Annotated in this window: 20 protein-coding genes and 1 pseudogene; 10 read left to right on the forward strand and 11 right to left on the reverse strand. The window is 40.8% G+C overall.

Annotation, left to right across the window (positions count from 1 at the left end; all coding sequences use genetic code 11):
• The first annotated feature begins 186 nt into the window (after nt 1-186).
• From ACR5KR_RS32795 to ACR5KR_RS32815, 5 genes are all read left to right on the forward strand, one after another.
• Nucleotides 187-1,917, forward strand: a complete 1,731-nt coding sequence (locus ACR5KR_RS32795; protein ID WP_448269475.1) for an iron uptake porin — start codon at nt 187-189, stop codon at nt 1,915-1,917.
• A 373-nt stretch (nt 1,918-2,290) separates the two neighbouring features.
• On the forward strand, nt 2,291-2,728 hold the full coding sequence (locus tag ACR5KR_RS32800; protein WP_448269477.1) for an RrF2 family transcriptional regulator: 438 nt from the start codon (nt 2,291-2,293) through the stop codon (nt 2,726-2,728).
• A 175-nt stretch (nt 2,729-2,903) separates the two neighbouring features.
• Nucleotides 2,904-3,866, forward strand: a complete 963-nt coding sequence (gene cysK, locus ACR5KR_RS32805; protein ID WP_445629353.1) for a cysteine synthase A — start codon at nt 2,904-2,906, stop codon at nt 3,864-3,866.
• A 15-nt stretch (nt 3,867-3,881) separates the two neighbouring features.
• A complete protein-coding gene (locus ACR5KR_RS32810; protein WP_448269479.1) occupies nt 3,882-4,583 on the forward strand; it encodes a J domain-containing protein in 702 nt (233 codons plus the stop codon).
• Between the two features lie 316 nt (nt 4,584-4,899).
• On the forward strand, nt 4,900-5,772 hold the full coding sequence (locus ACR5KR_RS32815) for a 6-carboxytetrahydropterin synthase (RefSeq protein WP_448269480.1): 873 nt from the start codon (nt 4,900-4,902) through the stop codon (nt 5,770-5,772).
• Between the two features lie 60 nt (nt 5,773-5,832).
• Here ACR5KR_RS32815 and ACR5KR_RS32820 read toward each other — a convergent pair whose 3' ends face one another.
• Genes ACR5KR_RS32820 through ACR5KR_RS32830 form a run of 3 tightly spaced genes read right to left on the reverse strand, consistent with a single transcriptional unit; the run spans nt 5,833 to nt 8,305 of the window.
• Entirely contained in the window at nt 5,833-6,390 is a 558-nt protein-coding gene (locus ACR5KR_RS32820; protein WP_448269482.1) for a Uma2 family endonuclease, read from the reverse strand.
• A gap of 33 nt (nt 6,391-6,423) precedes the next feature.
• Nucleotides 6,424-7,392 (reverse strand): PrsW family intramembrane metalloprotease, encoded by a 969-nt coding sequence (locus tag ACR5KR_RS32825; protein ID WP_448269484.1) that lies wholly within the window; start codon nt 7,390-7,392, stop codon nt 6,424-6,426.
• Complete coding sequence (locus ACR5KR_RS32830; protein ID WP_448269486.1) at nt 7,385-8,305, reverse strand: class I SAM-dependent methyltransferase; 921 nt, start codon at nt 8,303-8,305, stop codon at nt 7,385-7,387. The genes ACR5KR_RS32825 and ACR5KR_RS32830 overlap by 8 nt, the downstream gene beginning before the upstream one ends.
• Before the next feature lie 434 nt (nt 8,306-8,739).
• Between ACR5KR_RS32830 and mscL the strand changes: the two genes are divergently transcribed.
• Nucleotides 8,740-9,171, forward strand: a complete 432-nt coding sequence (mscL, locus tag ACR5KR_RS32835; protein WP_448269488.1) for a large conductance mechanosensitive channel protein MscL — start codon at nt 8,740-8,742, stop codon at nt 9,169-9,171.
• Between the two features lie 187 nt (nt 9,172-9,358).
• Here the strand turns inward: mscL and ACR5KR_RS32840 are convergent, their stop codons facing one another.
• On the reverse strand, nt 9,359-11,035 hold the full coding sequence (locus ACR5KR_RS32840) for a DUF3352 domain-containing protein (protein ID WP_448269490.1): 1,677 nt from the start codon (nt 11,033-11,035) through the stop codon (nt 9,359-9,361).
• A 411-nt stretch (nt 11,036-11,446) separates the two neighbouring features.
• Here ACR5KR_RS32840 and ACR5KR_RS32845 point away from each other — a divergent pair, with 411 nt between their 5' ends.
• From ACR5KR_RS32845 to ACR5KR_RS32860, 4 genes are all read left to right on the forward strand, one after another.
• On the forward strand, nt 11,447-11,671 hold the full coding sequence (locus tag ACR5KR_RS32845; protein ID WP_448269492.1) for a hypothetical protein: 225 nt from the start codon (nt 11,447-11,449) through the stop codon (nt 11,669-11,671).
• Between the two features lie 466 nt (nt 11,672-12,137).
• The gene (locus ACR5KR_RS32850) at nt 12,138-14,780 is read left to right on the forward strand and encodes a M1 family aminopeptidase (RefSeq protein ID WP_448269493.1); all 2,643 of its coding nucleotides are present in this window, start codon (nt 12,138-12,140) and stop codon (nt 14,778-14,780) included.
• Nucleotides 14,781-15,257: 477 nt separating this feature from the next.
• Nucleotides 15,258-16,982, forward strand: coding sequence for an ABC1 kinase family protein (locus ACR5KR_RS32855; RefSeq protein ID WP_448269495.1), 1,725 nt, complete (start codon nt 15,258-15,260; stop codon nt 16,980-16,982).
• 29 nt (nt 16,983-17,011) lie between these two features.
• On the forward strand, nt 17,012-17,386 hold the full coding sequence (locus ACR5KR_RS32860) for a hypothetical protein (RefSeq protein ID WP_448269497.1): 375 nt from the start codon (nt 17,012-17,014) through the stop codon (nt 17,384-17,386).
• On the opposite strand, the gene ACR5KR_RS32865 is transcribed toward ACR5KR_RS32860, so the two are convergent.
• The 7 genes and pseudogenes from ACR5KR_RS32865 to ACR5KR_RS32895 all read right to left on the reverse strand — a co-directional run bounded on the left by ACR5KR_RS32865 (nt 17,383) and on the right by ACR5KR_RS32895 (nt 25,178).
• Nucleotides 17,383-17,553 carry a hypothetical protein gene (locus ACR5KR_RS32865; RefSeq protein ID WP_445629364.1) on the reverse strand — a complete coding sequence of 57 codons (171 nt, stop codon included), beginning with the start codon at nt 17,551-17,553 and terminating at the stop codon, nt 17,383-17,385. The two genes, ACR5KR_RS32860 and ACR5KR_RS32865, sit on opposite strands and share 4 nt — an antisense overlap.
• 167 nt (nt 17,554-17,720) lie before the next feature.
• Nucleotides 17,721-18,755: an Npun_R2821/Npun_R2822 family protein gene (locus tag ACR5KR_RS32870; protein ID WP_448269499.1), complete on the reverse strand. Its 1,035-nt coding sequence runs from the start codon at nt 18,753-18,755 to the stop codon at nt 17,721-17,723.
• A gap of 15 nt (nt 18,756-18,770) precedes the next feature.
• A complete protein-coding gene (locus ACR5KR_RS32875; protein WP_322714355.1) occupies nt 18,771-19,661 on the reverse strand; it encodes an Npun_R2821/Npun_R2822 family protein in 891 nt (296 codons plus the stop codon).
• 3 nt (nt 19,662-19,664) lie between these two features.
• On the reverse strand, nt 19,665-20,645 hold the full coding sequence (locus tag ACR5KR_RS32880) for an Npun_R2821/Npun_R2822 family protein (RefSeq protein WP_448269500.1): 981 nt from the start codon (nt 20,643-20,645) through the stop codon (nt 19,665-19,667).
• Between the two features lie 3 nt (nt 20,646-20,648).
• On the reverse strand, nt 20,649-21,611 hold the full coding sequence (locus tag ACR5KR_RS32885; RefSeq protein ID WP_448269501.1) for a glycosyltransferase family 10 domain-containing protein: 963 nt from the start codon (nt 21,609-21,611) through the stop codon (nt 20,649-20,651).
• 43 nt (nt 21,612-21,654) lie between these two features.
• The gene (locus ACR5KR_RS32890) at nt 21,655-22,869 is read right to left on the reverse strand and encodes a glycosyltransferase family 4 protein (protein WP_448269503.1); all 1,215 of its coding nucleotides are present in this window, start codon (nt 22,867-22,869) and stop codon (nt 21,655-21,657) included.
• Between the two features lie 67 nt (nt 22,870-22,936).
• Nucleotides 22,937-25,178, reverse strand: a pseudogene (locus ACR5KR_RS32895) (ATP-binding cassette domain-containing protein).
• Nucleotides 25,179-25,184: the final 6 nt, after the last annotated feature.

A 25,184-nucleotide genomic window follows, 5' to 3' on the forward strand; every position in this document is an offset into this window, starting at 1 on the left:
ATGTTTTTGCATAAGTTAATCACATCAGTTTTTAACCCAAAGTTAATCGTTTATTAGCTTTGCAAAAACTAGAATTGTAGTAGAGACAACTATGCCTCATCCATAGGTTTCAATGAGATGTCGCATTTTCGAGACTTAGGTGTAAGGAAACCAATATCTAAACAAGGTGTGAGGAGTAAAGGAAAAATGTCTAATCTCTTATGGAAATCCTTAGTGGTTAGCCCAGCAGTTTTGGGAGCAACATTGTTAGTTTCGGCAACAGCAATGGCGGCCCCAAGCACAACCACTGAAGTATCACCAGCCAAACAACTAGGTGTAACTCAAGTTGCCCAACAGCCAGAAATACTGGCTCAAACAACCATAGATCAAGTTAATCGCTACAGCAACGAAGGCAACCAAGGTAATTCTCAGTCTCAAGTAACATCGGTTTCTCAATTTTCCGATGTACAACCTACTGACTGGGCATTCCAAGCATTGCAGTCCTTGGTTGAGCGCTATGGTTGTATTGCAGGTTATCCGAATTCGACATATCGCGGTAATCGTGCTTTGACCCGTTATGAATTTGCCGCTGGTTTGAATGCCTGTTTGGATCGGGTTAACGAATTGATTGCCACAGCAACAGCGGACTTGGTAACTAAACAAGATTTAGCTACCTTACAACGGTTACAAGAAGAATTTTCCGCAGAATTGGCAACCCTACGCGGTCGCGTAGATTCCTTAGAAGCGCGGACTGCTGAATTAGAAGCTAATCAGTTCTCCACAACCACAAAACTGGTTGGTGAAGCTGTTTTTGCCGTCAGTGATGCATTTGGTGGTAACACTGGGGACGCTAACAATACCGTCTTCCAAGATAGAGTACGTTTAGACTTGCAAACTAGCTTCACTGGTAGAGACGTTTTACACACACGCCTAGCAGCGGGTAATTCAAATCCCTTTGCACTAGTGGATAACGCTGGTGCTGCGATCGGTACTGCTGAAGGTACACAAACATATCAAGTTGGTATCGGCAATGGTAACAACAGTGTCAGAGTAGACCGCTTGACTTATGAAGCTCCCATAGGTCCAGCCCAAGTTTACCTCGCAGCTAGTGGCGGACGGCATAGCCAGTATGCTGCTGTCAACAATCCTTACTTTTTTGACAACACTGACGACGGTGGTAACGGCGCTTTATCTACCTTTGCTTCTGAAAGTCCCATCTATCGGATTGGTGGCGGTGCTGGTATAGCACTCAATGTACCCCTTGGTAAAGGTGGCGGTATCCTAGGAAATAGCTCAATCACTGCGGGTTACTTGGCATCCCAAGCTAATAATCCTGGTCTTAGTACAGGTTTGACCAACGGTGATTATGCAGCTCTTGGACAGTTGAACTTTAGTGTTGGCGATCGCTTGGCTTTAGCTGCTACCTACGTCCACGGATATAGTGCCAGTGGTGCTTTATTCGACTCTGGTACAGACGGAGTAACTGGAGCTTTTGATGTAGGTACTGGACAAGCTAACTTTTTAGGTAATGCAGCGGGTATAACCCGATCTAGCAGCAACTCCTACGGTGTGTCGGCTGCGTTTAGACCTAGCGACAAACTGTCCGTTAGTGGATTCGTCTCTTACCATGATGTTACAGGGGCAGGTGCAAATGATGATTATCAAGCTTGGAGCTATGGTTTAGGGGTAGCCTTACCTGATTTCGGTAAAAAAGGTAACGTTTTAGGTATTTTTGCTGGTGCAGAACCCTATTCCTTTAACCGCCCAGGTTTTGGTGGCAACAATGATGTACCCTACCACTTTGAAGGCTTCTACAAGTATCGTGTATCGGATAACATCTCTGTAACCCCTGGTGTAATCTGGTTGACCTCTCCTGGTCAAAACAGCGCTAACGATGATGCTATTATCGGTACGCTCAGAACTACTTTCACCTTCTAGAGTGTTGATTATCTGCTGACAAATTTGAACTCTATTTATCCCCGCCATTAGGCGGGGTTTTTTGTTTTCGGTAATAATAATGGATAAACCCCAGTAGTTAACCGGAGTATACTAGAAAAGTTAGGAGTTGTGAGTTAAAAGTTATGGCGGGTTTTATATGAATTTGACAGTTATCGTTTAGATGTAATACATGCTGTGCCCTTACGAGTGGTCTGTATTCCATACAATTGAGAATGCATAATATCTCAACACTGGCAATTTTAGATTTTGAATTTTGGATTTTAGATTTAAGGAAAAATCTAAAGTCCAAATTAAATGACTCCTAACTCCTAACTTCTAACTTCTAATTTTTACCCCTAACTTATTGCTGCTTGTGGAACTATCCTGTAAATCAGAATACGCAATTCTCGCCTTATTAGAGATGGCCGCTCATTACGAAAGCGGCGAACCGCTGCAAATTCGACAAATTGCAGCACAACAAAACATACCCGATCGCTATTTGGAACAGCTACTAGCAACCTTGAGGCGTGGCGGTATAGTTAAAAGTCAACGTGGGTCAAAAGGAGGCTATCTGTTAACGCGAGAACCCCGAAAAATCATCCTTTTTGAAATTTTGGAATGTTTAGAAGGCTTAGAGGCGCGGGCTGGTGAAGAAAACGTTAATTCCAAAAGCATAGACAGTTCAGTTATAGAAGAAATTTGGCAAGAAGCAAGTCGCGCGGCAAATTCCGTCTTCCAAAAATACACGCTCCACGATCTTTGTGAAAAACGAGATTCGCGGCGGCAATTAGATATCATGTACTACATTTAGTCAAGAGTCATTTGTCATTAGTCACTTGTACTGAGTTTCGACTGCGCTCAACTACCGCGAAGTCGTTGGCGTGGTCACTGAGCGTAGTCGAAGTGCAGCCTCTCTAAGAGTTGTATTTGTCATTTGTTGATGATTAATGACCAATAACAAATAATTAATAATTAAGGATTAATTTATGCGAATAGCTCGTAACATTACAGAACTTGTCGGTCGTACACCCCTAGTCCAGTTGAACCACATTCCTCAAACAGAAGGATGTGTTGCAGAAATTGTGGTGAAACTGGAAAGTATGAACCCATCGGCATCAGTTAAAGACCGGATTGGGGTAAGCATGATTAACGCTGCCCAAGAGGAGGGGCTAATTACTCCTGGGAAGACAGTATTGGTAGAACCTACTTCTGGAAACACTGGTATTGCCCTAGCAATGGCAGCAGCAGCAAAGGGTTATCGATTAATTTTGACAATGCCAGAGACGATGAGTGGAGAGCGTCGGGCAATGTTGCGAGCTTATGGAGCAGAACTCGAACTAACACCAGGAATGGAAGGCATGAGTGGGGCAATTCAACGAGCGCAGCAAATAGTTAATACTACACCAAATACCTATATGTTGCAGCAGTTCCGCAATCCAGCCAATGCAAAAGTGCATCGGGAAACTACGGCGCTTGAAATCTGGGAAGATACCGATGGACAAGTTGATATCATTGTGGCGGGAGTGGGTACAGGTGGTACGATCACTGGTGTAGCAGAAGTGATTAAAGCACGCAAGCCTAATTCCAAGGCGATCGCAGTTGAACCAGCCAATAGCCCAGTTTTATCTGGAGGACGACCAGGCCCTCACAAAATTCAGGGAATAGGTGCTGGGTTTATTCCCCAAGTACTCAAGATAAAATTAATTGATGAAGTTATTACCGTCACCGATGAAGATGCGATCGCTTATAGTCGGCGTTTGGCAAAAGAAGAAGGGCTACTATCTGGTATTTCCAGTGGGGCAGCTTTATGTGCAGCAATTCGCGTTGCCCAACGTCAAGAAAATCAGGGACGTTTAATTGTGATGATTCAGCCTAGCTTTGGTGAGAGGTATTTGAGTACACCGTTGTTCCAAGACCTGGAGGCAAGGTTAGCCACTAGCGTCAGTTAACGATACATTGAATTAATGGTCAATTCTAAGCACGTTTCTAACCATTACGAAACTCTCAAAGTTAGTCCAAGTGCTAGCCTTGCGGAGATTAAGCAAGCTTATCGCCGCTTGGTTAAGTTGTTTCATCCTGACAGTAATCAGGAAACAGCCGATCGCGAGCAAATTATCCGCATCAATGCAGCTTATGAGGTCTTAGGCGACAACCAAAATCGCCGCAATTATGACCAAGAACTGCAAGATGACTCCCAAAAATTAAATAGCGATCGCCAACAGCGTACAGCATCAGCCCAACAGCATTACCAGACCACACGAAAAACCGGACGTGATGTTGACGAGCAAGTTGAAGAATGGCTACGCCAAGTTTACCAACCAGTAAATCGCTTGCTTTGTACCATTCTTTATTCCTTAGAAGAACAAATGGATCAATTAGCTGCCGATCCCTTTGATGATGAGTTGTTAGATGAATTTCAGGAATACTTAAAAACCTGTCGAGATGACCTCAAGCAGGCACAAACTACTTTTCGCTCCCTGCCAAATCCCCCTAGTCTCGCAAGAACGGCGGCTCACCTTTACTACAGCCTCGATCAAGTAGCAGATGGACTCGATGAATTAGGTTATTTTCCTTTGAACTACGATGAGCGTTATTTACACACAGGTCATGAACTATTCCGCATAGCTTCGAGATTGCACTGTGAAGCACAAGCTTCTGTTACATAATCATTGGTCATTGGTCATTGGTCATTGGTACATACCCCGTCTCTTGTGATAACCTAAGCTTACTTTTATGGTGGGCGGAAAAACTTTATCTTTCATCGAATTAATTCAAACCACTTTAAAGAGTGGGCGTGGCTTCTCTTGGACAAATGACAAATACAACTCTTAGAGAGGCTGCACTTCGACTACGCTCAGTGACCACGCCAACGACTTCGCTCAGTACAAGTGACAAATGACAAATGACACATAACTTAGGAATTAGTTTATGCTGGAAGCAGAAAAAGATTAAGAAATTTTAAATTCTGCTTATAGTGTACTCATGCAATGCATTGTTAATCGCCGCGCCCAGTTTTCTGCAAGTCATCGTTATTGGTTGCCAGAACTGAGTGAAGCCGAGAATATTGAGAAATTTGGTGTTGGTACTAGATTTCCGGGACACGGACATAACTATGTCTTATTCATCTCTCTAGCGGGAGAATTGGATGAATATGGTATGGTGCTGAACTTGTCTGATGTAAAACACGTAATTAAACGGGAAGTTACCAGTCAATTGGACTTCTCTTATCTCAATGATGTGTGGGCAGAATTTCAACAAACTCTGCCTACCACTGAGAATATTGCACGGATTATCTGGCAACGGCTAGCACCGCACTTACCTCTAGTCCGCGTGCAGTTATTTGAACATCCTGAACTTTGGGCAGATTATATGGGAAACGCAATGGAAGCCTACCTCACCATCAGTACTCACTTTAGCGCCGCCCATCGGCTAGCTCATCCTAAACTCAGTAATGAAGAAAACACTGAAATTTATGGGAAATGCGCTCGTCCGAACGGCCACGGACACAATTATCATCTAGAAGTTACCGTGAAAGGGGAAATTGACCCACGCACTGGCATGATTGTTGATTTAGGTGCCCTGAATAAAGTGGTAGAAGATTATGTGGTGGAGCCATTCGATCACACCTTTTTAAACAAAGATATTCCCTACTTTGCCGAAGTTGTGCCGACTGCTGAAAATATCGCGCTTTACATTAGTAATTTACTGCGATCGCCTATTCAAGAATTGGGAGCTAAACTTTACAAAGTAAAACTGATTGAAAGTCCGAATAACTCCTGTGAAATCTACTGCACTGAGTCTGAATCAAATTCAGTCAACGCATCCGTGAATCAACCAGTATTAGCACAAGTTTAGCTAATTGCAAATTAGGCATAGGACATAGGGAATTTAGATCGTCCCCATGCCCATGCCCAGCTAAAAAAGTTTACTTACTAAGCAGTTAAAACCAGGTAGCAAAGGACTTGTCAATTCATCTTGACTAAATAAAGTAGCTGCTAACTTTAATACAGCCTGTTCGCGTCGATAAACCTCAACTTTCTTCTGTATAGAATCGCAAATCCAATATTCTTGAACTCCTTGCACCGAGTACAGTTTTAGCTTTGTTTCTTTGTCGCGTTTCTCGTTTTTTTCGCCGGGTGATAAAACCTCTACAACTAACTCCGGTGCGCCCGTGAGATGTCCAGCTTCATCTAGTAAATTTTTTAAACGTTCATGACTTGCCCATACCACATCAGGGATCACATTGTCAGAATCTGAGAAAATAATTCCAGGTGCGATCGCAGCTTTACCCAGACCAGTTTCATCTGACCAAATCTTAAGAGCTGTAGCAATATTGACGCAGCTTGTCTGATGATCCCAATTAGGCGCTTTAGTCACAAATAGTTCTCCATCAATAATCTCATAGCGATTTCTGCGATCGCTAGCAAATAGCTCTAGGTCAGCAGTCGTCCAACGCACTGGAGTTGTTTGCATGAGAAACCCCCTAGCCTTTTCCTAAATCATATTTTAAAAATACCGACGGCGGGCAGAATGTCGCAAATAGCGATAAATGCCCCACGCTAAAACTCCAAAAAAGAGATTTAGTAAAAAGCGACTAAATATAAACCACAAAATATAAATGTCAAAAAGCTTCGACGGACTCAAAGGACTAATTTTCCTGACTAAGAGAAACAGCCCAAAAATAGCATTTCCACCCAGTACGAGGGCAAACAGCACTAAACTCCTCTGCCAGTAACGACGCTGGCGTATACGGTCTGAAATTAGGGTAATTACAGGTTTACCTTGCACTTTTCGCAGTAATTGTTCTAGTCGCCAAAACATCCACAACAGAAACGGAAATAAACCATAACTCAGGAAACGTAGGGGTAGTGAGTAACGCCAAGCACTAGATAGGACATTAATTAGAGCATGGCAGATTACAGAATTTAGCCAAGCCCTAAAAATAAACTTCTTGTCTCGATTTAACCGAGTATTGGAGGAAATATAAATTCCTAAAGCATATCCCCAAGGAGCAGAAAACATAGCGTGGACTGGTGTGCCAATAGTCCGGTCAAGAATTGATGCGGTATCGTAGAAAAGGTAAATCCAGTTTTCTTCGGCAGTAAATCCAAGGGCAACGGCGATGGTGAAGAGGAAAACCGTCGAGTGAAGTAATCGATATTTGCGTTGCAGATAGTAGGTTGGGATAAAAACCGCAGCTAACTTGCAGCCTTCTTCAATTGTGCCTACTTCCACAAGCTGCCGCAAGGCTATACCAGGAAGCCAACGTTTGAGCTGTTGCCAGTCTACAAAATAGTTCGCTACAGTTTCAAAAACCCATTCCAGGCTAAGGGCTAGGATACCAGATATTGCCCCAATGATAAAGAACATCAGTAACTTTAACAAAGGTGGGGCAAATGGCACTCGACAGTAGTAGTAGCCAAGCAGCAGCAAGGGTGGTATTACTGCCCACAACAGTAGAGATAAATCAACCACTCACCTGAGCAATTACTGTACGGTGACGGTGGGTATTGTTGGTAATAGTGGGAGTTTGGAAACCCGCCTCAACAATAGCTTGCTCAATGTCTAAAGCAAAATATTCATCTAAATATGGTTCAGTACTTTTGAGCAAAGTCAAAATGTAGGCTGGCATTTTCTTGTAAACTTCAGATTTGGGATTCATATCCATGATTGCCAAGTAGCCACCCGGACGCAACACTCGCCGCATTTCAGCTAAAATTTGTCGGGTTGCTGATTGGGGTAATTCGTGGCACATCAGGAAAATAGAAACTAAATCAAAAGAGGCATCAGGTAGCCCGGTAGATTCAGCTTGGGCATGAAGCCAGTTAATTTTAGCTTGGCGTTGTTGGGCACGGTAATTAGCTACGGCTAAGAAGTAGGGAGATAAGTCCAAGCCTGTAATTTTGGCATAGGGATAAATTTCTTGTATGGTAAATGTACTCAAACCGACACCACAGGCCAAATCTAGGATGTCTTGGGGTTGATTGGGGATTTGCACTTTGAGGATATCGTGGTAACTTTGGCGCAGTTTAGCATCTCCTTCTGCTCCAGCATCTGGCCAAATTCCGGCATGGACAGTATGAGCAGCAACTTCTAGCTCCCAAGCCGCTTTCCAACTGAGGTCTCCACCTTCGTAGGCATGGAATGGCCGCAAATAGTATTCTGGGTAGGAAAGCTGAGGATTTTCTACTTGAGCTAGATCAGCCTTCCAATCACGCGCCTGTAGTGTTTCGACTTCTTGCGTCCAAGGCACACCAATTCTCTGGGCACGTTTAATCATCATTTGTCTAGCTTGATGCTTGGCTAGGTTAGCTAAAGGCTGGATTGCCAGTATGCCATTTACCAAACGGGAAGCTAAACCAGGATTATTGTTTACAGCAGCGGTCATAAATCAGTTTGCATTTAACAGCCTTTTCTACTTATGACATACTTGCTGGACGGCAGTCTATAGCAATCCTATTTGATTTACAAACTACTCGTGGAGACAAGGAATAGGGAATGGGGAATAGGGAATAGATGTGGAAAGCAACTCATTTAGGACTGCTATAGAAATGAAATGAATCGAATTGTATAACGGCAGTCTGCCTCCTTTGGCTTGCTCTAAGCAACAAATATTATAGAAGGTTGATATTTGGAGAACAGCAAAGTTCTGAGAAAATGTGAATTATGCTGGTTTCCAATTTATATTTCTTTATCAGAGAATTTTATTCAAGACTGGTAAAATTTTGATACTTAGCAATATCTATCTCAACAGGGATGGCAAAAAGCTGAGTGCCTTTTCTAAAGAAAATTACAGTAAGTTAAGCTTATTGAGAGTCAAGTATGGCCAGAGCAAGAAGAAGAGCAAGTGGCTTTTTAAAAGATTTTCAAGAGTTTGCCCTTAAAGGCAATGTAGTTGACTTGGCGATCGCTGTCATCATTGGTGGTGCTTTTGGTAAGATTGTCACTTCTCTTGTTGAAGATGCGATCATGCCATTGATTAATCCCTTGGTTAGTTTTGCTGGCAAAGACTGGAGAACAATCGCCATTGGCCCGGGAATTAAGATTGGTCACTTTCTTGGCGCAATAGTTGACTTTGTAATCATTGCCTTAGTTTTATTTGTGGCAATTCGAGTCTTACAAAAATTTAAGAGACAAGAAGAAGTAATCGATGAACCCTTGCCAGATCCTAACCTTGTAGCCCAAGAAAGATTGACTGGCGCGTTGGATAGACTCAACCAAACCTTGGAAACTCGGAATAATCAAGTTTTGTAAATGGAGAGTAAGGGGATGAAGGAGCAGGGGAGCAGAGGAGAAATCAATTCAAAATTCAAAACTTGTACTGAGCGTCTTGCCCTGAGCGAAGTCGAAGGGAGCCGAAGTATTCAAAATTCAAACATTTTAGAACTTCTGCCTTCTGCCAACTGAGCCTCCTGCCTCCTCTTTCCCAATGCCCAATACCCTACTTTGCAGTAGGCTTGAGAGCTAATAACATCTCTAATTCACTGGTCGATTTATCAGGGCTAATAGCGGTAAAACCAACACCACGAATGGAATTCAAAATGGTGAGGGTATCGGCGTTAGATGATACAAAACTATTGATCAAGGGTACAGTTTTCGTTTTATCCATATCTAGGTAGAAATAGCCACCGTTGGGCTTTTGCAAAGAACCAGTCACGGCTTTGAAAGCGTCGCTAGTGTCGAGAGATGGATTTTTGCGATCGCTAACAACCTCAGCAATTGGGCCACCAAGAGCTACAAATACAGTATCTTGGTCTAGCCAACCATGTGCCAATAAAGCTCCTTGTCGGGGAATTTGCCATTCAGTTACGTCTTTACCACCAATATTTCTGTTGGCGACGTTGATTTGTTGAGTTTTGGCAAGGGTATCCAATTTTGTTAAGGTGGCTTCGGCAGTTTTGCGATCGCTAGTATCAAATACTAAAGCACCTCCAAAACCAACACTCGCCAATACTCCTTGATTTGATGGAATCGCACCAAAGGCAAATTCTCCATTCATCCAGCCAAAAATATCCTTATCTAGGTCTAGATTGGCAATTTTCAGTTGTCCTCGTGCTTGTTCTAAAGCTTGCTTCATTTCTGGATAATCTTTTGATTGCTCTACTAGCGCTTCCCAACCACGGCTGATACCATTTCCGCTAATCAAAGCAAAGGTATCGGCAGGAAATTGCCCGACTATATTCCCAGGACTTGATTGATACTGAAATTTATTTAATTGCGGATCTAAATTAGCGATCGCTTTTAACCGCACTCCCGCATCATCAACACCAACACCCGCTACCACAGATTTTATCTGCTTCAATTGCGTCAGGGTTTGTGGCGGTAACTGCTTTGTCTGCGGATTTCCAGCAGTTAATTGCTGTATCATCTCGGCATAGTCTGGGACATAAATTTGGGCGAGGCTGTTTTTAACATCCACTCCTTTAAGAATGCTGCTAGCACCTTCTTTACTGGCAAAAGAAGACTGCCCCTTAAACGTATCAATTGCTTTTTCTACAGCTTGCTTTTCAGGGGCTAATACCAACTGACTATCATTTAAAACTACGCTATACGTCGGTTTGCCATTTTGTGTAGTTTCGACAATTTTTTGACCTTGATAGTCAGATTCCTGTAATTTCACTCCTTTTTGTGACTTCAATTTGTTAGCAAAATTCAAGGCGCTGAGTTTGTCCTTGATTCCCACCACTATCAGGATATTTGATTCCTGCTGTAAATTTGTTGGTACATTAGGTGCCCCTGAGGGTACCTTTAACTGTGCTGGTTTGACGGGATTTGGTGGCAATACAGCAATCATCACACCACCAGCCCAAGGCTTTATGTCTTGTTCATAAGAAACGTTACTGTCACGGAATATTTGCTGATTGAAATCTTCCAGACTTTTTGCCACTAACTTTTGTGCTTCTGGAGTGCCAAACTGCTGTAATTTTGCCCAGGCTCCAGAGTCAGTAGTAATATAAGTTGCCATCAGTGCTGTTGAAGGTACTACTTTTGCACTGCCTAGAGCGTCTGATGTACCTACTGGTGAGCCTTTAAAGTACGTATAAGCCGCTATACTTCCGACGACAACGACGGCAGCACCAACAGCAGGAATGAGAAATTTTGATTTACTTTCAGGCATTTTGTTATCCTCTTTTGCTCAGATTGTCACCGAGATTTATACAAGTGTCACTGTAGAGTTTTCGGATTTATAATAATTTCCGCTAATCCATCGCTAGACTAACCCATGACAAAAGGATTCAGCAGCACGCTGATTGACAAGCTGCACATCTACCTCCTACTTGCAGACAATTATTGCTTTTGACATCCATTATTAATCGGATATTAATTATAAAGATTCTCAGTTAAACGTGACGTCTCAATCAGCAAACATCCAACTTCAAAGTGATTTTTCACTACAAATGGGTTTTTGCAAATTAAATACATAGCAATCCTATCTGATTTGTAAAAATTGCAAGGGTTAGATTCCCGACAACTCTTATGAAGTTGAGAATCTCAATTGTTTACGAATGATTTCAGATTGCGATAGCACTTGGATCTCATAGTCCATCTTCTATGCAGCAAACAAGCTAGCGATGTTTACGATGGGCTACGCCTACGCCGATTTGCTAAAGAGGTTAAGAAGATTTGGGAAGCGCAAAATCAATCTACAAGCGTTCCCTCTGAGCGACTTTTACAGGTACTCGCCAGTATGGGAGTTTTTACGGAGACAGAAATCGATTATTTTACTCTTACACAACTAGTACCCTGCATTTAGTTTCAACTCCAGTTGGTATTTACTGATAAAATTAGTAATCCTATAAATTAGCGGTCTAAAATTACTCTCAAAAATACTTCAATCAGATGAGGAGCGAATTTGCAAATGATATGCTGTTCATTTTAAACAAAGTAGCGTGTTCAGCAGCAAGCTATCCTAAGTTATAAAAATAATTAGGAGTATTTGTACTTAATGAAAATCTATAGAGGCACAAAAGACTCTAGACTCAATACCCAAAAAGTGCAGAACATCAGCAAAAGTAAATACAGCAGGGATATAGAAAAAATCCCAGGATCGGTAGCCGATCTTTGGAAGTTCGGGTGAGATTAATTTCAATCTCCCAATCCCAAGGTGAGAAGTCACCTTCATAATGCTCTGTTGAGGGAAATACATCAGATACCGCTATTTTACTTAACTACATCCAACCAAGCCAGACTTTTCAGGATTACAAGGTCAGTAAGCATCAATGTCGCAGTCTTATTTTGATACAGATAATAACGGACACAAACCTTTTGAGTTACCGGGAGCAAGACCACACTACAACCCCGATCGCCCCGGACAGGTAGAGCATATTTTTCTCGATCTCAGCTTGGATATTCCAAAGCTTTGCTATCAGGGCAGTTGTAGCATTCGCCTCTTGCCAATCCGTAATGGGATCGATCGTTTGACTTTGGATGCTGTCAATCTAAATATCGAGTCTGTGCAGGTGGACGAAGTGCCACAAAATTTTGACTATGACGGGGAACAGCTTTCTATTCAACTTTCTCAGGTAACCCAGATTGGTAAACGCTTGCTGATTGCGATCGCTTACTCAGTGGCAAAACCGCAACGCGGTATTTATTTTATTCAACCAGATAAGCACTACCCAAACAAGCCTACTCAAGTCTGGACTCAAGGTGAAGACGAAGACTCTCGCTTTTGGTTCCCCTGCTTTGACTATCCAGGACAACTGTCTACTTCGGAAATTCGCGTTCGCGTTCCCAACCCTCTCGTGGCGATTTCCAATGGCGAATTAATTGACACCACAGAAGATGGTGATTACAAAGTCTATCATTGGTTACAGCAACAAGTTCATCCTACCTACTTGATGACTTTAGCAGTAGGTGATTTTGCTGAAATTCGAGATGAGTGGAACGGTAAAGCTGTCACCTACTATGTAGAAAAAGGACGGGAGGAAGATGCTAAACGCAGCATGGAAAAAACTCCCCGAATGATCGAATTTTTGAGCCAAAAGTATGGTTATCCATATCCTTTTCCGAAATACGCCCAAGTTTGCGTTGATGACTTTATCTTTGGCGGCATGGAAAACACTTCCACAACACTGTTAACAGACAGATGTTTGCTGGATGAACGCGCCGCCTTAGATAACCGCAACACTGAAAGTTTAGTTGTCCACGAACTCGCGCACCAGTGGTTTGGTGATTTGGTGGTGATTAAGCATTGGTCTCATGCTTGGATTAAAGAAGGGATGGCTTCTTACTCTGAGGTGATGTGGACAGAACAAGAATATAGTTTAGAAGAAGCAGCTTACTATCGTTTATTGGAAGCTCGTCGTTACCTAAGCGAAGATAGCAGTCGTTATCGCCGTCCAATGGTAACGCACGTTTACCGAGAAGCTATTGAACTTTACGATCGCCACATCTACGAAAAAGGATCTTGTGTATATCACATGATTCGGGCCCAATTGGGAGATGAGTTGTTTTGGCAAGCAATTCAAACATTTGTCCGAGATAATGCCCACAAAACCGTAGAAACAGTAGACTTACTCAGGGCGATTGAAAAGGCAACCGGACGTAATCTTTTGTTCCTGTTTGACCAATACGTTTATCGTGGTGGTCATCCCGATTTTAAAGTAGCTTACTCTTGGGATGGAGATGCTCATTTAGCAAAAATTACAGTCACTCAAACCCAAGCTGATGAAGGTAAAAGTGGCAGTAAGGATTTGTTTGATTTAAAAATACCTATTGGTTTTGGCTATACGCAACAAGAAGAAGTGAGGAGTAAAGAGTTAGGAGTTAAAAATAATTCCAAACTCATAACTCCTAACTCACAACTCAAAATTTTTACTGTCCGGGTGAATGAACGCGAACAAAGCTTCTACTTTCCCCTAGAAAATAAGCCCCAATTTATTAGCTTTGATGTTGGAAATAATTACCTAAAAACAGTAGTTTTAGAATATCCAATCACAGAGTTAAAAGCACAGTTAGAATTCGATCCCGACCCGATTTCGCGTAGTTATGCAGCAGCAGCTTTGGCGAAAAAAGGCGGGTTAGAAGCGATCGTTGCACTGTCTGCATCGCTAAAAAATGATCCATTGTGGGGTGTGCGTGTGGAAGTGGCAAAACAACTAGCCCAAATCAATTTAGATCAAGCCTTTGATGGCTTAATTCCTGGGTTAAAAGATAAAAATGCTTATGTGCGACGGGCTGTAGTGGAAGCACTTACTCAATTCAAAACTGCTGAAAGCTATAAAGTTGTCAGAGGGCTGTTGCAAAAAGGCGATCCCAGCTACTACGTGGAAGCAGCAGCTTCTCGTGTAATCGGGGCGATCGGCTCATCAAACTTGGAAGAAAAACCCAAGGAAGACAAGGTATTAAAGCTGCTGAAATCCGTTTTAGAAGAAAAGGCAGGTTGGAATGAAGTCGTGCGAAGTGGTGCGATCGCCGGTTTAGCTGAATTCAAAACTTCGGAAGCAGCTTTAAATCTGCTGCTAGAATACACCAAACTCGGTGTGCCACAACCCTTACGTTTAGCTACAATTCGCGCTTTAGGAAAGATTTCTGTAGGTCAAAGTCCGGCTAATTTGGAACGGATTTTAGACAAATTAACAGAACTCGCTAAAGAAAGCTTCTTTTTAACACAAGTGTCGGTAGCAGCAGCATTAGGACAAATGGAAACACCTAAAGCCGTGGGGATTTTGCGATCGCTAGCCGAACAAACAGCTGACGGGCGTGTACGTCGCTCTGCTGAGGAAGAAATTTCCAAGGTGCAAAAGAACATTGGTTCAGAAAAAACCCTGCGTCAACTGCGTGAAGATTTCGACCAACTCAAACAACAAAATCAGGAATTGAGAAGCCGTTTAGAAAACTTGGAGGCCAAATCTAAATAGCATTACATAATAATTAAAAGTCGGTAATTGGTAATCGTGGCAAAACTATTACCAATTACCAAGGTTTTATTTGATGCTGTAATTTTATTTTCCACTTCAATCACAGGGATAAATAAACATACTACCAAGATCCCCAACTTATGTTAGAAGTCGGGGATCTTTATGTTGTAAACGGTTACTGAGTTTCAATTTGCATATATAGATACATATTTATATTTATATAAATTAAAGTTAAGAAAAGATAAAATCATCTAAAAGTTGGATAAGTAGTTGTAGTTATATAAAGTATAATTAAGAAAAAGATAAACAAATCTAGGCAGTAACAGACGCTAAAATCGCCTCGATCGCTACCCCAAAGGGTAGAGTTCTAGTTATTTTAGACAGAAGACTACCGCTATCCTGCAACTTACAACTAACTTGTAAGTCAGGAGAAAAAGAATAATTGTAAATTTTTCAGTTGAAGAGGCAAAAAAAGGCGTGGGTCAGTATCAACCTGCTCAACTAAAACTCTATAATCCAGATGCGATCGCTCGCTACTATAGTTACCGTCCCTGGTTAGCTTGGGGGCGACTGCTGAGAATTATCTCCTCTTTTGCAGGATTTATATTCGGTCTGAAGTGGGACGAGTGGCAAGATAAAGTTGAGCATAACAAGGGTAAACGAGCTATCCAGTTGCGACAACTGCTCACCCGCCTCGGTCCGACTTTTATTAAAGTTGGTCAAGCCCTCTCCACTAGACCTGACCTGATACGCAAAGATTTCTTAGAAGAACTGATCAAGTTACAAGACCAGTTACCACCTTTCGATAATGCGATCGCTTACCAGATTATCGAAACAGAACTAGGTCGTCCAATTCACGAAAGTTTTAGCGAACTGTCACCTAACCCAATAGCTGCTGCTAGCTTGGGTCAAGTATACCGAGGTCGTCTGGTTAGCGGCGAAGAAGTCGCCGTGAAGGTGCAACGCCCCAACTTACACCCGGTAATTACACGCGACTTATATCTAATGCGTTGGGCAGCAGGTTGGCTAGCTCCTTGGTTGCCTTTAAATCTCGGTCATGACCTAACTTTAATTGTGGATGAGTTTGGCACGAAATTATTTGAGGAAATTGACTATATTAATGAAGGCCGCAACGCCGAAAAATTTGCTAGCAACTTCCACAATGACCCACAAGTAAAAGTTCCAGGAATTTATTGGCGTTATACCAATACCCACGTTTTAACCTTGGAATGGATTAACGGCTTCAAGCTAACGGATACTCAACACATCCGCGAAGCAGGTTTAGACCCAGAAGCGATCATCCAAATTGGCGTGACATCAGGATTGCAACAGCTTTTAGAATATGGCTTCTTCCATGCTGACCCTCATCCTGGCAATTTATTTGCTGTACCCGATGGTCGTATGGCTTATATTGACTTCGGCATGATGGATCAGTTGGAAGAAAGCACCAAAGAAACGCTGGTCGATGCACTAGTGCATTTGGTGAATAAAGACTATACCGACTTAGCCGAAGACTTTGTAAAATTAGGGTTTCTGACTCCAGACACGAATATTTGCCCGATAGTGCCAGCATTGGAAGCGGTGCTAGGAAACGCTATTGGTAAAAATGTCAAGGATTTTAACTTCAAAACTATTACCGATGAATTTTCGGAACTGATGTACGAATATCCTTTCCGAGTTCCGGCAAAGTTTGCCTTGATTATTCGTTCCCTAGTTACTCAAGAAGGTATTGCCCTTAGCCTTAACCCCGATTTCAAAATTGTGGAAGTGGGTTATCCGTATATAGCGCGGCGGTTGCTAACAGGGGAATCGCCGGAATTAAGACGACGATTATTGAATGTGTTGTTCAAAGATGGTAAATTTCAGTGGCAGCGGTTAGAGAATTTGATTGCGATCGCTCGTACCGATAACAACTTTGATGTATTGCCCACAGCGCAGATGGGGTTCCAATACTTAATGTCGGCAGAAGGCAAGTTTCTCAGGAGACAGTTGGTGCTTGCTCTCACCGAAGATGACCGCTTGCACACCGAAGATGTCCAACGCCTGTGGAATCTGGTTAAAGATGACTTAAAACCGGATCGTTTATTAAATGTAGCGATCGGGATTTTAACAGAATTATCCAGAGAAGGTGCAGCCGCTATTCTGCCAAAAGCGACATTACTTGGGTCTTTTGCTGAGAACCAGTCAACAAATAAAAAGTAAAAAATCTTTAATATAAATTAGGAGTTTTCATGTATTATTTTCCTGAGCAACCGCCTTACTTTCTCTTAGTTGTTGGCTTTTTGATAGCATTAACATCTGGTTTGGCATTATCTGGCACTTTGAAAGTAATTGTGCAGAACTGGTCAAGCGAACGAGCAGAAAATACTCAGCCACGTTCCTCACTGAAACAATTACTTGTACCATTTATCGGCATAACAGGCGGTACTTGTCTATTTATGTCTTCAGGCTTAGAGATATTTGGCTTTCCCTCATCCTTGGCTTTAGGAGTCGGTCTACCAATTAGTCTATTTACTTGTTTGCTAGTTTGGTTGCAGTTAGGAAGTATGATGACCTTCATACAACGTGAAGGTATGCAATCTTTAGATTTAGATTCTTTTTCTTAGAAGCAGACCCACTGGCGGCGATCGCCACCCGCTATGAATGGAAGAAACAAGTCAAATCCTCTTCCCTTCTGCCTTCTGCCTTCTGCCTCCTGCCTTGTTTCTTGAAAGAGGGTTAAATAGTAAGAAGCCTCACAAATATCTAAATTACCGTAAATACTCACCGCCAACAATGATGCTCTATTAAAAATGAGATCGTTATTTAGTGGTGAATAATTATTTTTTGCTGAAATTTAATCATTCCAATATTTAATCGCGTTCAAATTACTTTTATTACTGATAAACGGGCAATAGATAAGCTATAAATTAAACAACATTTTAGTCTAATTTTACTTAATTACTTAGTCATTTTATCCTTGAAATTACGATAGTTAAGCTTAATATTGTTGACTTTTCGATTGAAAAAACTTGTAGTAGTCTTTTGCAGACGCATTAGCGGACTCTGACGCCTAAAGCTTTTGGGTCTTTGTTCTGGCGAGTTTAAATATCTATAATGCAAAAATATATCTCGATATGGAATATCGACATCTTCACCAGCGCAAAGTTGAGTAAAGTGTGGTGAAGTTATACTCATATAGTGCAGATATGTCAGCCGCCGTCCTTGGTCGTAAAGGATGTTATCTACCACATCAAATTGAGAACGCCAATGGTTGCCAGTTGCCTGTTCGCAGTCATGAAAAGCAAAGTTATAATAGGAAATTCCACTTTTCAATACCATGTAGTTAAATAAAGATTGGTCAGGACCTCCAAGAGCCATGACATCAGCTTCACTAACCTGTAATTTGTCGAGTAGGTTTGCTAACGTAGCTTTAGAAAAAATATCTTTTTTAGTGGCAAACCAACCGGCACAAAATATATGAGAATGCAATTTTTCTTGGTCAAAAACTTGCTGTATAAGTTCTGGTGGACCATCAAAAATATATTTCAATTCAGATTTATATTGAAAATCATTTGTTACCCAATCATATTTATCTAATTTTTCATATATATAGTCTATAGGCCCCATAAGGAGCGTATCTGCATCAAAATAAATAAATTTATCAAAGGAACCATCTAAACCACAAAGCTTACGATGCATCGGTAGACGATAAAGTTCTGGAAGCCCCCATTTTCGCCAAGTTTTTTGTGCCCTTGAGTGATTTTGCCAGACCTGGGTTGCAAAGTTATCCCAGTAGGCTATGGAATCAGAATTATCAAATAAAGTAACATTATCTCTAGATGCAATCTCTGCCTTTACTTGGTCTAACTGCTCATTATATGGAATTATACAAATAGGAATTTCTCTACCAGCATTAGCCTCTATACTGTTGAGCAACGCCACTAATTGGTCATAGACAACATCATTGGCTAGGATATAAATACCATCAATCATTGGATACTCCTAATATTAAGTACGCGCAGAAACAAAGGGAAATAAACGGCGAGTCAGTTTGGGAATAAAGGCAAATTTACCCTCATGCAGATAACGATAGTGTTCCCACAATTGCCAATAGGGACTACCAGTTTTCATCCGCGTACCAGCCCAGTGGAGATATTTGAGTCGTTGTCCTCGGTCATACAAGGCGTAATCTTGCTGTTGGAAATTTCGCGAACCGGCCCAACTACCAGGTCCTCCCCCAGGAATTTTAACGAGATTTCCACGTTTAGAAATTAGTTTGAGAACAAGATAATTTAGAATTGGTTGGTCTGTAACTCCTTGAGAAAAATCGAAATATTCACGATGCGCTGCACACTCGCGCAAAGCTTCATCCATTTGTTGTTCGGTAATAGCTCCTTTTCTCGAAGCCCAAAAACCGCTATTGAAAACATCTTGAAGTTGGGCATCGGAAAAAATTTGCTGCTCTTTCACAAATGGGGAAAAAATATTTCGCAGCTTTTCATTAGCATGATGGTAATCACAGCAGAAGAAATCGACTTCTGAAAGTTTGTCTAAATTGTCGGCAATTTTTTCAAAAACGACAATATCCGTATCAATATAAATAAATTCATCTAAAGGGCCAAACCACGCCACCAATTTACGCATTTTGTTGGGTAAGGCAAGGAAATCTCGGTCAAAAATTTCGCCGATGCGTTTGGTAAAGCTATCAATAAGTTCTAAATCTGGGAAAATTTGGACGTTGTGTAAGGTAGCAAGCTGTTCTGCGACCTTGTGATAATTTTCATTAAAAGGTATGAGATAAATGGTAACTTCTGGGTCATAGTAACGAATGCTATTGAGTAGAGCAATAGCATTATCGATAACGCGGTCATTGGCAACTATATAAATACCCCTACTCATAAATTATCCTTGTTTAATTAACTTCAATTTTTGCAAAGCTCTGGTAAGTAAATTTGGTGCTTGAGTGTCATTATAATTTTTAGGAGGACTGGTAAATACTGGACGCTTTTCTGGTTCGTGTAAGTAACGATAATAGAGAAATAACTCTCGATAGGGAAACTCAATATTTTCTCCCGCACAAACTGCTTGATTGATATTAGGAGGAATCCCAATGTAATGGAGATAAGTTAGTTGATTACCGCGATCGTAAAGAATATGTTCTCGTTCCTCGAAGTGTTTAGAACTAGCAGAGCATCCTGTTTTTTCATTATCTGGCAATTGGCGAGCAAAGTTATAAATAGAAAGATTAGACCTCATTACCATGTAGTTGATTAATGGTTGTTCGCCAGCACCACCATACAAAATTTCTGACTCGCCATTTTGTAAATGTGATATTAGCCAATCTCTTTTTTCTGAGTCAAATAGCCCTTGTTTTGCGCCATAAAAGCCTGAGCAAAATATTTCGGAATCAATGCGTTTTTGCTCAAAAACTTTTAGTAATTTGGGAGAATTAACATTATATATTTTACTAACATCTGTAAATTGAAAATCGTAGACTACAAAATCATAACTATCTAGCTTTTCAAACACTGCTGCAAGTGACTTCATTACCAAGGTGTCTGCATCTAAATAGATAAACTTCTCAAATGGGCCATCAAAAGCGCAGAAACGACGATGAGCGCCATAAAGACGGGATTTACTCCGATTCAATCGTTCTGGGGCTGCTGCGAGCATAAATTGATCCCAGCGCTCGATCGATTCTTGGTCATCGTAAAGAAATACATTTGGGCGTTTCGCTATTTCATCAGCAATTCGTTGTGTCCGGTCGTCAAAAGGATAGATACAAACAGGAGTTTCTGGGCCTAAGATAACATCAATACTGTTGAGCAAAGCCACCAGTTGATCGAAAACATAATCATTGCCAAGGGTACAAATACCATTCATAATTTATGAGTGTTGATCGACAAAGTTTGATAACCAGTTAAGCAGGTTTAATTTGTGTAAAATGATTTGACGTGCTTCTGCGATCGCATCTTTGGCAGCATACCAAGCATCAGGTGTAGATGTCACTTCTTGGATGTACGCAATGCCTTTTTCATCTAAACTTGGCAACCGCAAAAAACTACCCGGTGGCAATAATTTATCAGCAGCCGGGCCACCATAGTAAATTGGTAAACACCAAGCAAGTAAACTATCCCAAAGTTTCTCACTCACATACCAATTATTATCAGCATAGTTTTCAATGGCCAGATTGTAATAATATGGTGCCATGCCATACCATTTATTGCCAAGTTCTCCCGAACTGTTTGCCCATTCTGGTAAGTTACGCCCATACAAATCAAATTTCATGCCACTAGATTGCAAAGATTGTAAAAAATCTAAACGCTGGCGATGGTTGGCTGTACGGCTAATTCCCGAAGTAATCCAACTACATGGGGCAACTTTTGGAGGAGGTGGCATTTCATTTAAATCTTGAAATGAATTTGAGTGATACCAAATAGCAGGCATATAGTCAGGAATGGGAGCAAAATCATCGGGGCCAGAAACGTAGCCACAATACTTCTGGGCTTCTTGATAATTATGATTAGTTATTTTTAGAACCTCATCTAAAGGCGGTTCTCTGAGCAAATAAATAATCCGCTCTTTGTTAACACCACGCAGTAGAGATTCAACATTTACTACTGGTTTTTGCTGCTGTTTGCGAAAATTATCTAACCAAGATTTTTGTGGCGGCGATGCTTGGGGAAAATCAAATTGATATAGCAACATAAAATCCGGCTTTGGCGCCATTTTCAACATTTGCATATTCTTCCAAACACCAAAGTAGTGTGGAGTTTGTTGCCATAACCAATCTTTGTTTTTAGCCAGACCTGAATAGCTGCTAATCATGCCAACAGTTTTGATAGTCATAAATCGTATTTATTCGGTTATTTTGCAGTTAATTTTTGTACCGTTACCCTAAAATTGTTGGACGTTGCTCTTCTTCTACGTAGCTTAATATTTTGGTAATTCTATTCTCCCAAGAAAATTGTTGGGCAAAATTTATACTAGCTGCATAACCCTCTATTTTTCTGGGATAAGTTTCTAAAGTATGTTGAATAGATTGGGCAAGTTTATGCGGGTTATCTGGCGTACACCAACTGGCAATCAAAGGTGATGTTTTGAATTCCATTAAAGGTGGAATCTCAGTTGCAACGATAGGAGTGCCAGCAGCCATGTACTGAAAAAACTTAACTGGATTCGTGAAATCTGCTGATTTTCCAGCACAGTGAGGATGAACCAAAATATCAGCTGCTTGAAACAAGCTGACTAATCGTTCTCGTGGAAGTATCCAGCCTAATAATTTAACGTTTTCGACATTTTTATCTCTAGCTATTTGTTGATATGCTTGTACTTGTGCTTCTGTTCCTCCTGTGATGATAAACTGAATTTCTGGCAACTCTTTAGCAGAATCAATTAAGAGATCGACTCCTTTGAAAGGATACAAAGCACCTGAATAGACAACTAAATGCTTCCGTCCATTTCTAAGCAATTCTTGCCGCCACCTTTCGGCTGATTCGGGCTGTCTGATTGAAAATGATTGATTGAATCCGTTATGTAGCCAAACTACTTTTTCCGGTGGCATTCCATTTTCTATTAAGCTTTGTCGGATGGGTTCTGACTGAGTTATAGCTATTTTAAAATAGGGACTGTGGACAATTTCTTGCTCAAATTTTCGGTCTTGAAAGTAGTGACGTTCATAAATTGTCGGAACTTTATTTTTGACTGCGGCTTTGACAAAGTTCCAATCTCGCGTATGGACAACTTTTGTATAAGGTAGAATATGAACTGGTAAATAATATTTAGTTACTACTGTACTAGAGTTAGTAAATTTACCACCGATTCGATCGATAGGCCAAGGCATTGGCAATGCTGCAATTTTGAGTTTTTCTTGCACATCGTAAAATTCTATAAATTCTTTTCCGGGTCTTTTGGGTTGATAAGGATAAATTAACGATAGTAGATTAACAGAAGATTTTTTATCTGGATAAATTAAAACTGAGGAGTAGCCTAAGTTAGCTGCGGCGTTGGCACAAAGAACATCATGAATTTCGTGTGCTGTGTCCGGCTTTAAGGATAGCTCTCCTGTGTAAAAAATATATTGATTTTTCTTGGAAGAATTTATCATATTTTTGGGTATTATAGGTTTTTTAAGATTGGGGTATAAGTAGTTTTGTTCCTGACATTAACTAAAATTAAATTTGATTTTCAAAAAGTTTTAATACATCTAATAGGTAAATAGCAGATTGATAAGATTCTGTAATTAATAGATTTTGTTTTTGGGGTTCGGATTCTAATTTATCGGCTAGCAAGCGCAGAGAGCTAATGATAGGATAGAGACACTTGCGAAACTCATCCGAGATATGACTAAAATTTTGATACTGGTTATGTTCATCTTGATTTTGGTCTATATCTGACGATGACTGCCAGTTAATTTTCAGGTTAACTACATCGCTGAAGAGATCGATGGCGTTGAGAACTCTTAAGGCTGAGTTGTATGAATGGTCAATTAATTCCTGGCGTTCTTGAGAATTGTCTACTAGATCGTCAACTAATAGTCCGAGGAAACCAATCATTGAGTTAAGCCTTGTACGCAGTTCGTGAGAAATGCGATTAAAGCTGGGATTAGTTTTGGTGGAAATTTCAGCCCGATCGGCAAATTGCATTGAATATAAGCGTGAGTAGTAACCCCCTTTTTGTAAAAGTGCTTCATGGGTTCCCACTTCTACCACCTGTCCTCGATCTAATACGGCAATTTGATCGGCTTTTTGGACTGTGGAAAGGCGGTGAGCAATTACCAGGGTTGTCCGATTCGCGACTTAAGTCGTCGAGTGCAGCTTGTACTAAACGTTCGGAAACGGTATCTAAAGCGCTGGTGGCTTCATCTAAAATCAAAATTTCTGGATTTTGCAGCAGGGCCCGAGCGATCGCTAATCTTTGCCTTTGTCCACCAGATAACATGACGCCGCGATCGCCAATTTGGCTGTCTAATCCTTGAGGTAATTTATCAATAAATTCATAAGCATTTGCTCGTTTGGCTGCTGAGATAATTTCATCTTCACTAGCTTCAGGTCTTCCATAAGCAATGTTATTTCGCACCGAGTCATTAAAGAGAAATGTATCTTGACTGACGATTCCCATGTGTGTTCTGAGAGATTTGATATCAAAATCACGCAGGTCTGTGCCATCAATAGAGATACTGCCAGATGTCGGATCGTAAAATCTGGGTAAGAGGTCAGCTAAGGTTGACTTACCAGCACCAGAACCACCTACCAAAGCGAGAGTTGTAGCACGGGGTAAAAATAAATTTACATCTTTGAGTACTAACTTTTCATGACTAGGGTAGGCAAAGGAAAGTGAATTAAAACGTATTCCTTCTTTTAATTCTGTGTATATTACATTACCGTTTTTCATAAACGGCTTGCGATCGCGATTTAAAAACTCACTCACTATTTCTACGCTAGTAGCACTATTGGCAAAGCTACTACGAAGACTATTTAACTGAGAGACTAAAGGCAGCAGTCGCAGTAATACTAATAAATACGTCAGTAGTACTGTTGAAATGAAAGAAACCTGGTTGGCAAAAAAAGTCTTACTTAAGAATACAATTAGAAGTAAAGCTACTACTCCCATTACCTCACTTATCGGCCCGATCGCTTGTGAGTTTATCTGAGATTGAAAATCTGCTTTCTCGCGATCGCGGATTAATTTGGTAATCTTTTGATATTCTCTGTCTTCATTAGCAGTTGACTTTACCAAACGAATTCCATTCAATGTTTCTAAAACACTGATGGAATAAGATGTAGACATTTCTGATAGTTGTTGACCAAATTTTTTCGCTCTACTAATTGTGTATTGATTGATTAATGTTATAAAACCCAACAAAATTGTGGCTGCGATTGTAAGCTGCCAAGAAATTGCTAATAATAAGCAAACAAAAACCAAAATCGTAATTATTAAAATAATTAAATTGATAATACTCCCGATAGCGCTAGAAGTACGGGCAGTTTCCGAACCAAGGCGATTAATAATATCGCCTACTTTCGTTTTTGAATAATAGTCTATATCAATATCTAGCAATAACTCTAAGCTAGCTTCGCGAATATCGGCATTTAATCTCCGAGTGAAAACACTCGATGTTAAAATACTAAAATAACTAGATAAGTTTTTTAATAAAATTATAAATATAATTGTTCCAGCCATTCCCAAATTGCGATAATTTTCGGGAAGATTATCAAATGGGAACATCACAGCTTTCAGAATCGGAGGAAAACCAGTTAAATCTACTGGTTGTCCGACAATTCTCAAAATTACTGGCACAATCAAAGTTACACCGACACCATTAAATAAAGCACCAGAAAATCCCAACAGCATTGTTAGGATAATTAAACCTGGATAGGGTTTGGCGAATCTTAGTATTAGTTTTCTGGTAGACATTGGGTA

The sequence above is a fragment of the Nostoc sp. DSM 114159 genome (genome assembly GCF_053470285.1).

Excerpts from the sequence above, each read along its gene's own strand:
- ACR5KR_RS32885 (WP_448269501.1), bottom strand. The coding sequence starts at position 21,611 with ATGACTATCAAAACTGTTGGCATGATTAGCAGCTATTCAGGTCTGGCT.
- ACR5KR_RS32815 (WP_448269480.1), top strand. The coding sequence starts at position 4,900 with ATGCAATGCATTGTTAATCGCCGCGCCCAGTTTTCTGCAAGTCATCGT.
- cysK (WP_445629353.1), top strand. The coding sequence starts at position 2,904 with ATGCGAATAGCTCGTAACATTACAGAACTTGTCGGTCGTACACCCCTA.
- ACR5KR_RS32890 (WP_448269503.1), bottom strand. The coding sequence starts at position 22,869 with ATGATAAATTCTTCCAAGAAAAATCAATATATTTTTTACACAGGAGAG.
- ACR5KR_RS32850 (WP_448269493.1), top strand. The coding sequence starts at position 12,138 with ATGTCGCAGTCTTATTTTGATACAGATAATAACGGACACAAACCTTTT.
- ACR5KR_RS32810 (WP_448269479.1), top strand. The coding sequence starts at position 3,882 with ATGGTCAATTCTAAGCACGTTTCTAACCATTACGAAACTCTCAAAGTT.
- ACR5KR_RS32820 (WP_448269482.1), bottom strand. The coding sequence starts at position 6,390 with ATGCAAACAACTCCAGTGCGTTGGACGACTGCTGACCTAGAGCTATTT.
- ACR5KR_RS32795 (WP_448269475.1), top strand. The coding sequence starts at position 187 with ATGTCTAATCTCTTATGGAAATCCTTAGTGGTTAGCCCAGCAGTTTTG.
- mscL (WP_448269488.1), top strand. The coding sequence starts at position 8,740 with ATGGCCAGAGCAAGAAGAAGAGCAAGTGGCTTTTTAAAAGATTTTCAA.
- ACR5KR_RS32860 (WP_448269497.1), top strand. The coding sequence starts at position 17,012 with ATGTATTATTTTCCTGAGCAACCGCCTTACTTTCTCTTAGTTGTTGGC.
- ACR5KR_RS32830 (WP_448269486.1), bottom strand. The coding sequence starts at position 8,305 with ATGACCGCTGCTGTAAACAATAATCCTGGTTTAGCTTCCCGTTTGGTA.
- ACR5KR_RS32875 (WP_322714355.1), bottom strand. The coding sequence starts at position 19,661 with ATGAGTAGGGGTATTTATATAGTTGCCAATGACCGCGTTATCGATAAT.
- ACR5KR_RS32870 (WP_448269499.1), bottom strand. The coding sequence starts at position 18,755 with ATGATTGATGGTATTTATATCCTAGCCAATGATGTTGTCTATGACCAA.
- ACR5KR_RS32880 (WP_448269500.1), bottom strand. The coding sequence starts at position 20,645 with ATGAATGGTATTTGTACCCTTGGCAATGATTATGTTTTCGATCAACTG.
- ACR5KR_RS32840 (WP_448269490.1), bottom strand. The coding sequence starts at position 11,035 with ATGCCTGAAAGTAAATCAAAATTTCTCATTCCTGCTGTTGGTGCTGCC.